This window comes from Streptomyces chiangmaiensis (genome assembly GCF_036281785.1).
Lineage (GTDB): Bacteria > Actinomycetota > Actinomycetes > Streptomycetales > Streptomycetaceae > Streptomyces > Streptomyces chiangmaiensis.
In genome coordinates this window covers 1-7,145 of record NZ_JAYWVC010000300.1, presented here as the reverse complement: position 1 = coordinate 7,145, position 7,145 = coordinate 1, and the positions used below count along the sequence as shown (strand labels likewise).

Genomic DNA, 7,145 nt, shown 5'->3' with positions numbered 1-7,145 from the left:
GCGGTGCACCATGGCACGGGCCGGGCACCCCCCGCCCGCGATCATCGACTCACATGGCAAGGTCACCTTCCCCGACCTCCCCGCCGGGGCCCCCCTCGGTATCGGGCTGGTCCCCTTCGAGGCCGTGGAACTGGAACTGCCCCCCGGCACGCAGCTCGCCCTGTACACCGACGGCCTGATCGAGAGCCGCGACCACGACCTCGACGTCGACGTCGCAATGCAGCGGCTGAGCGCCAGCCTGGCACAGCCCGGCTGGTCCCTGGAGCACCTGTGCTCCTCCGTGATCGAGACGCTGCCCACCCAGTCACGATTCGACGATGTCACCCTGCTCCTGGTCCGGACGCGTTCTCTGAGCCCCAGCCAGACTGCGACCTGGGACCTGCCCAGCGACCCGGCCGATGTCCGCACCGCCCGGGCTTTGGTCACCCGACAACTGGCCCGGTGGGGGCTGGATCGGATGGTGCCGTCCACGGAGCTGATCGTCAGCGAACTGGTCACCAACGCCGTCCGCCACGGCACAGGCCTCATCCGTCTGCGCCTGATCCGGCACAAGGTCCTGACCTGCGAAGTCTCCGATACCAGCAATTCCCTCCCCCGCCTGCGCCACGCCCGCAGCCTCGACGAGTCCGGCCGCGGCCTCCCCATCGTCGCCCAGCTCTGCCAGCGACAGGGATGCCGCTGCACAACGGGCGGCGGCAAGACCGTCTGGGCCGAACAAGAACTGCCGAGAGATGCTTAAGCCGGTCCAGCACACGGTCGGCAGTACGTACCGCGCGGACTGGCCTGCGGCACGCGGACTCCCCTTCCAGTTACGTGGCGGTGCCTTGCGTAGCCGGGTCAGCAGGTCGCGGATCTGGGTAGCGGTGACCTCGGTGGGGCCGTCGTTGGGCCCGATGCGGACCGCGTCCAAGGGACCGGTCCAGGAGGAGCAGCGGCCGCCCAGGACGACGGCGACCTGGTAGGGCCAGCCGGGATGGTCTGGTGTACCCCGTCGCAGCGGCACGGACGGTGGCAGTGCAGGCGCTGCGGCGAACATTCGGCGGCCGGCGGGGCTCGCCGGGTCAGGTCAACTCGGGGGGAAGGCCGGCGGCGAGCCGGTCAAAGGCTTCGCCGACAAGCGCTTGCAGGCCTGCGGTCCCGGTTTCCGGTGCCCAGACGCTAAAGGCCGCGCGGAACGCTGACGCCGCGGCGCCCGCGAGGAGCTGCGAGTAGAGACGGCCGCCTGTCTGCCCGGCGCGTTCGGCGAGGGCACTGGCGAGCCTGGACTGGTTGCGGAGCATCCCGTGGACGATCGTGGTGCGCAGTTCGGGGTATGCCGTGAGCACCCTGTCACAGGCCTGCCAGCCGGTGCTGGCGGTGAGGCTGGGGAAGGTCTGCTCGATCGCCCGGCGCACCGCGGTGAGCGGCGGCTCAGCGGCCGGGCGCGCGGCCAGTTCCGTAATGACTTCTTCGATGAGGTGCTTGTCCCAGGGCAGGAGCGCTTCCTCCTTTGCATCGAAGTAGTTGAAGAAGGTTCGCGCGGAGACCCCGGCCGCCTCGCAGATGTCGCTCACCGTGACGGCGGCGGGGCCACGCTCGAGGAACAGGCGCACAGCCGCTGCGCGGAGGGCCGCGCGAGTCTCGGCCTTCTTGCGTTCCCGGAGCCCCGGAGCTGCTGCCTGCATGGAGACCCGGTCCTTTCCGCAAAGCACGACTGTCAGCGTATCCGCTGGCATCATACTGCACGGGTGTAATTTTGCATTACTGCAAACTTTCTCCTAACGTGGCGGCGTGACACAGGGGCAGATAGACAGAAAACGCGTCGGCGAAGCCGTGCGCACGCTCGCGATGGGCCTGTGGCTCCCGGCGCTCTTCCTGGTGGGGCTGCTCTTCTCTTACCTGCCGGCCTTCCATCACCCGGCGCCGCATCACGTCAGCATCGCAGTGGCCGCTTCGCCGGCCACCACGGCGCGGCTGCAGCAGGAGCTCGACGTGGCCGCGCCGGGTGGCTTCACCCTGCGGCCGACGGCCGGCGCCGCCAAGGCCCGTGCTGCCGTCCTAGACCACAGCGCGGTCGCGGCATACCTGCCAGGCGGGCACCATCCGCGGCTGTACGGGGCCAAGGCGGACGGCGCCGCCCTGGAGACGGCTGTCCGCCAGACCTTCGCCGCCGTTGCGGAACGGACCGGCCACACGCTCGCCTTCCGCGAACTGGTCCCCACCGTGCCGGGCGATGCCTCCGGCTCCAGCCTGCTGTACGTCGTCCTGGCCTGCGTTGTCGCCGCCTACTTCATGGTGATCACCATGCAGCGCGCGGTGGGCTTCGGCCGGTGGGCACACGTGGCCACGAGCATCGGCTGGGGGGTGGTGGTCGCCGCTGTCGCCTACCTCGCGGCTGTCTATGTGGTGCAGGTGATCCCGCCGAATCCGCTGGACCTGCTGTACCTGTTCCTGCTGACCCAGGCCGTGTCGCTGACCGCCTATGGCCTGGTGCCCTTCTTCGGCGGGTTCTTCCCCGGGATCGCGATCACGTTGTTCGTCCTGCTCGGCGTGCCCAGCAGCGGCGGCGCTGTGGCCGCCCAACTCGTGCCAGGCTTCTTCGGCTTCTGGCACCCGATCCTGCCCATGGGGAACGCCGTCGATGCCCTGCGCAGCGTCAGCTACTTCGGCAATAGCCAACTGTTGCGGCCCACAGTGGTGCTCTGCGCCTGGACCGCTGTCGGCGTCACGCTCATTCTGCTCGGCTACCTCAGGCATCAACGGCGCCTGGCGCGGGAGGCAGCAGGCCAGACCATGACCGAGTATGTCCCCGGACCCCCTGCGGAAGATCCCACGGTGATGCTGCCCGAGCCCGTCGCCCTTGCCCCACACCAGCACCATTTCGGCGACGAAGAGCCAATGCTGACCGGGCGGGTCACCGATCCGTCCGGTCAGCCGCTGCCAGGCACCACGGTCACCGTGATCGACACGCACGGCCACCAACTTGTCCGCACCCGCACCGACCGGAACGGAGAATACGCGGCCACTGGCTTCAACGATGTAGTCGCCATGGTGATTGCCATCATGCCGGGCCGCCCAGCCGCGGTCGCACAGCTTCTCCTCGATCCAGCGACACCCGTGAACCAAGACCTCGTCCTTGGCGCCCCGGCTTCCTGAGACCCGCGAACCAGACGGTTCGAGACCTCGAGGACGGGTGCCCCCTGCTGGCTCACCGGCCCGGCACCGGTCCCGGTCATCAATCCAGGACTGCGGGAGACTGCCGCTGCACGCCGGCCAGGCAGCGGCGGGTGAGGAAGTCCTCGAGGGCACGGGCGAAAGGGCCCATCGACCGTCAGGGGCGGCGGGACCGCTCCAGCTGGGCCTGGGGCGAGTTGGAGTGCTCGTCCTGCAGGAGGCGGTCGAGGTCGGTGATGAGACTGCAGGCCTGGGAGACGCAGAGGCGGGCCGCGACATGCGCGACGAAGTCGTCCAGCCATGAGGGTGGGGTAGCGAGCTGTTCGCGGAGTTGTTCGCCGCGGATGAAGGGACGGCCGGGGTGCTATTGCCAGCAGGCCGGGCACAGCCCCGGGCCGGCATGCTGACGCAGCTGACCGCACTCGCGGCAGTTCCGCGGCGGCTCCTTGTCCTGCCGAGGCCGGGAGCACCGAATCATGAGGCTTTCCTACGCGGCCTTGGGTTGGATGCGAACAGTCTCCCTGGGCGTGCGCGACATCGGTTTCCGGCAGGGGCAGTGCTGCCGTGCCACAGCCGTGCCACATCGAGCGGTCAACCACGGTCAACAGCGGTTCGCCGCAGTCGCGCTGCCTCGCCAACCTGGGAGCTCACCAAATCCGCCATGGCCTGCGCATCCTCCAGGAGCCCCACCACCAGGCTTACAAAGCGGTCAACCTCTTGAGCGCCGGTCGAGGCCCCTCCTGGCAAGCACCTTGCGACACACGAGCCGGATCGCCTTCTTGCGGGCGCTTCGTATGCATGTCACACAGTTGAGGGGTGGGGACACACGGCGCGCGAACGACTCCGGACCGTAATCGCCGGTCCGCGGCGGGATGCGGTCCCCGGCGTGCCGTGCTCGACTGAAAGAGCAGAGCTGACGGCGCGCGCGCGTGCTGGTGGGACGAAACGGCCGATCCGCAGGGTTCGGAAGGGGCGTCCATATGAAGATTGTCGTGGATCTCACGCGGTGTCAGGGATACGCACAGTGCGCCTTCGCCGCGCCGGATGTGTTCGTCATCCGGGGTGACGAGGCGCTGCTCTACGACACCGATCCGGACGACGCGCAGCGAGAGAAGATCGCGCGGGCCGCGGCTGCCTGCCCGGTGCAGGCCATCTTCCTCGACCGTGAGGACGCCCAGCACCGGCCGGTCGGGCCCGAGGTCGGGGCTGCCCCAGGCCCTGAGCAGGCCCTCAGACGCGCCGGGCGCATCGTCATTGTCGGGGCGTCCCTGGCTGGGCTGCGGGCCGCGCTCGTGCTGCGCCGGGAGGGTTTCACCGGCTCGCTGACCGTGATCGGGGACGAGCCTCATCCCCCGTATGACCGGCCGCCGCTGTCCAAGCAGGTCCTCCTGGGCCAGGTTCCGGCACGGCGGACCGCACTGCCCCGCCGCGACGAGCTCGACGCTCACTGGCGGCTCGGGGTCGCGGCCACGGGTCTTGACCTGAGCGGCAAGCAGGTGCGCCTGGCCGACGGCGAGAAGGTGGGCTTCGACCGGTTGCTCATCGCCACCGGTGTGCGGGCCCGCCCGTGGCCGAACGAGGCGGAGGCCGGGCTCGACGGGCTGTTCGCACTGCATACGCCGGAAGACGCGGACATGCTGCGGCAACGGCTGGCAGCCGGTCCCGGCCGGGTGCTGGTCATCGGTGCCGGGTTCACCGGCTGTGAGGTCGCCTCCGCCTGCCGCGAGTTGAACATTCCGGTGACGGTTGTCGAACGGGGTCGGGCCCCGCTGCTCGGGGCGCTGGGCGCGGTGATCGGCGGGGTTGCGGCGCAGATCCAGCGCGACCACGGGGTCGACCTGCGGTGCGGCGTTCAGGTCGAGGCGGTGGAAGGCGATGACAGCGGGCGGCTGCGGCGAGCCCGTCTGTCCGACGGCAGCACCGTGGACGTCGATGTCGCGGTGGCCGCGCTCGGCAGCATCCGCAACGTCGAATGGCTGGGGAGCTCGGGGCTGGCGGCAGGGGTCTGGGGGGTGGCGTGCGATGCGGGGTGCCGCGCCGTCGACGTCAACGGCGTCGTGACCGACGATGTGTTCGTCGCAGGCGACGTGGCCCGCTGCCCACACCCCGTCTACCACTACCAGTACCTCGCCCTGGAGCACTGGGGCAACGCGGTCGCCCAAGCGGAGATCGCCGCACACAACATGATCAGCGCCCAGAGCGAGCGCTGGCCGCACCTGGCGCTGCCGGAGTTCTGGTCCACCCAGTTCGGCACCGAGATCAAGTCCGTCGGCGTCCCGACCTATGCCGACCAGGTTGTCATCGCCCAGGGATCGGTGGACGAGCGCCGTTTCGTCGCGGTCTACGGCTACCGCGGGCGCATCACCGCGGCGGTCGCCTTCAACCAGTCCAAGTGGCTGGAGTTCTATAAGGGTTTGATCGACCGGGCGGCGCCGTTCCCGCCACCCTTCCACACCGTCGACCAGCCCATCGACGGTCGCCCGGTCGCGGCCGAGGTCCCAGACCGGCCCACCCCTGAGGCCACCGTCGTGGTGACCGGCCACGGACCCAGCGAACGGCGAGCCACGTTGGCCCGCAGAACATACCTGTGACCTGCCCGAGCCACCGCACGTCCAGATCCCCGAGGGGCGGGAGACGCCCACCATGGACCAGACCAGCATCTGGCAGCAGATCCTCGACTACTCCCACCGCGCCGACCCTTACCCGCTCTACGCCGAGCTGCGCAAGACACCCGTGGTGCGGGCGGAGGACGGGAGCTATGTCGTGAGCACCTACAGGGAGATCGTCGCCCTGCTCCACGACCCACGGCTCAGCTCGGACCTGCGCAACCTCCCCGAACCGGGCGCCGACGCGCCAACACAGGCGCCCGAAGAGGGCCCTTCCCAGCTGCCGCCCACCTTCATCGAAATCGACCCGCCCGAGCACGACCGAATCCGGCGCTTGCTGACGCGGAACTTCGGCCCGCCTCACCGCCCCGGTCGCATCGACAGCATGATTGCAGACATGTTCGAGATCGTGACGAGCGAGATCGACGCCTTCGCAGAAAAAAACCGGTCAGGCACGTCCCGGGTCGACATCGTCGACGACTTCGCCTATCCGTTCCCGGTCACGGTGATCTGCGGGCTGCTGGGAGTGCCCCGCGAGGACGAACCGCGCTTCCAGGCATTGTCCGACGCAGTCGTCAAGGCCGCCGACCCGACCACGGGAGGGTTCGCGGAGCGGCGGCGCCGACGCGCCGAGGCCCGCGCCGACCTCGGTCGGTACTTCGCCCAGCTTCTCGACGCCCGCCACGGCCGACGGAGCGACGACCTGCTGTCCGGGCTGATCGGCGGTGACAGTGCAGAGGCGCCTATGCCACAGGAAGAGGTGCTGAGTAACGCGGCCCTGCTGCTCACCGCCGGCCACGAGACGACAGTCAACCTCATCACCAACGGCATGCTCACCCTCCTGCGGCACCCCGAGGTGCTCGACCGGCTGCGAGGCGACGAACCCGATCTGGCCGCCCGCGTGGTCGAGGAACTCTTGCGCTACGAACCACCGGTGCAGTTTCTGTCCAACACCCGGAACACCGTCGACGATATCGAGGTCGCCGACACCACCATCCCGAAGGGCTCACCGGTCACCCTCGTGCTGGCCGCCGGCAGCCGCGACCCGGACTTCGTCTCGGACCCCGACCGCTTCGATCCGGACCGCGAACACAACGAGCACCTTGGCTTTGGCGGCGGCGTCCACTACTGCTTCGGTGCCCCGCTGGCCCGTCCCGAGACGCAGATCGCGCTCACCGAGCTGGCACGCCGACTCAACAACCCCCGACTCGTCGCCGACCCACCGCCCTACCGCACGAGTCCGGGCCTGCGCGGCCCCCGGCACCTCCTGATCGAGATCGACGGCGTCAACCCCGCACAACACCGGCCCCCGTGACCAGGCACCCACCGCACCCGGCAGACCACACTCCGTCGTACGCCGATGGCTGCACGGCATGCTGGAGCAGA

The 7,145-nt window shown here is 69.5% G+C and carries 5 protein-coding genes; 4 read left to right on the top strand and 1 reads right to left on the bottom strand.

Annotated elements, in window-relative coordinates; translation table 11 throughout:
* Nucleotides 1-739: ATP-binding SpoIIE family protein phosphatase (locus VXC91_RS40560; RefSeq protein WP_329512377.1), on the top strand; the 739-nt coding region annotated here is incomplete at its 5' end.
* A 322-nt stretch (nt 740-1,061) separates the two neighbouring features.
* Here VXC91_RS40560 and VXC91_RS40555 read toward each other — a convergent pair.
* Entirely contained in the window at nt 1,062-1,592 is a 531-nt protein-coding gene (locus VXC91_RS40555; protein ID WP_329512376.1) for a TetR/AcrR family transcriptional regulator, read from the bottom strand.
* Between the two features lie 220 nt (nt 1,593-1,812).
* Between VXC91_RS40555 and VXC91_RS40550 the strand changes: the two genes are divergently transcribed.
* The 3 genes from VXC91_RS40550 to VXC91_RS40540 all read left to right on the top strand — a co-directional run bounded on the left by VXC91_RS40550 (nt 1,813) and on the right by VXC91_RS40540 (nt 7,074).
* Complete coding sequence (locus tag VXC91_RS40550; protein WP_329512375.1) at nt 1,813-3,135, top strand: carboxypeptidase regulatory-like domain-containing protein; 1,323 nt, start codon at nt 1,813-1,815, stop codon at nt 3,133-3,135.
* 998 nt (nt 3,136-4,133) lie between these two features.
* On the top strand, nt 4,134-5,744 hold the full coding sequence (locus VXC91_RS40545; protein WP_329512374.1) for an FAD-dependent oxidoreductase: 1,611 nt from the start codon (nt 4,134-4,136) through the stop codon (nt 5,742-5,744).
* A 52-nt stretch (nt 5,745-5,796) separates the two neighbouring features.
* Nucleotides 5,797-7,074 carry a cytochrome P450 gene (locus VXC91_RS40540; protein ID WP_329512373.1) on the top strand — a complete coding sequence of 426 codons (1,278 nt, stop codon included), beginning with the start codon at nt 5,797-5,799 and terminating at the stop codon, nt 7,072-7,074.
* Nucleotides 7,075-7,145 lie beyond the last annotated feature (71 nt).

Excerpts from the sequence above, each read along its gene's own strand:
- VXC91_RS40545 (WP_329512374.1), top strand. The coding sequence starts at position 4,134 with ATGAAGATTGTCGTGGATCTCACGCGGTGTCAGGGATACGCACAGTGC.
- VXC91_RS40540 (WP_329512373.1), top strand. The coding sequence starts at position 5,797 with ATGGACCAGACCAGCATCTGGCAGCAGATCCTCGACTACTCCCACCGC.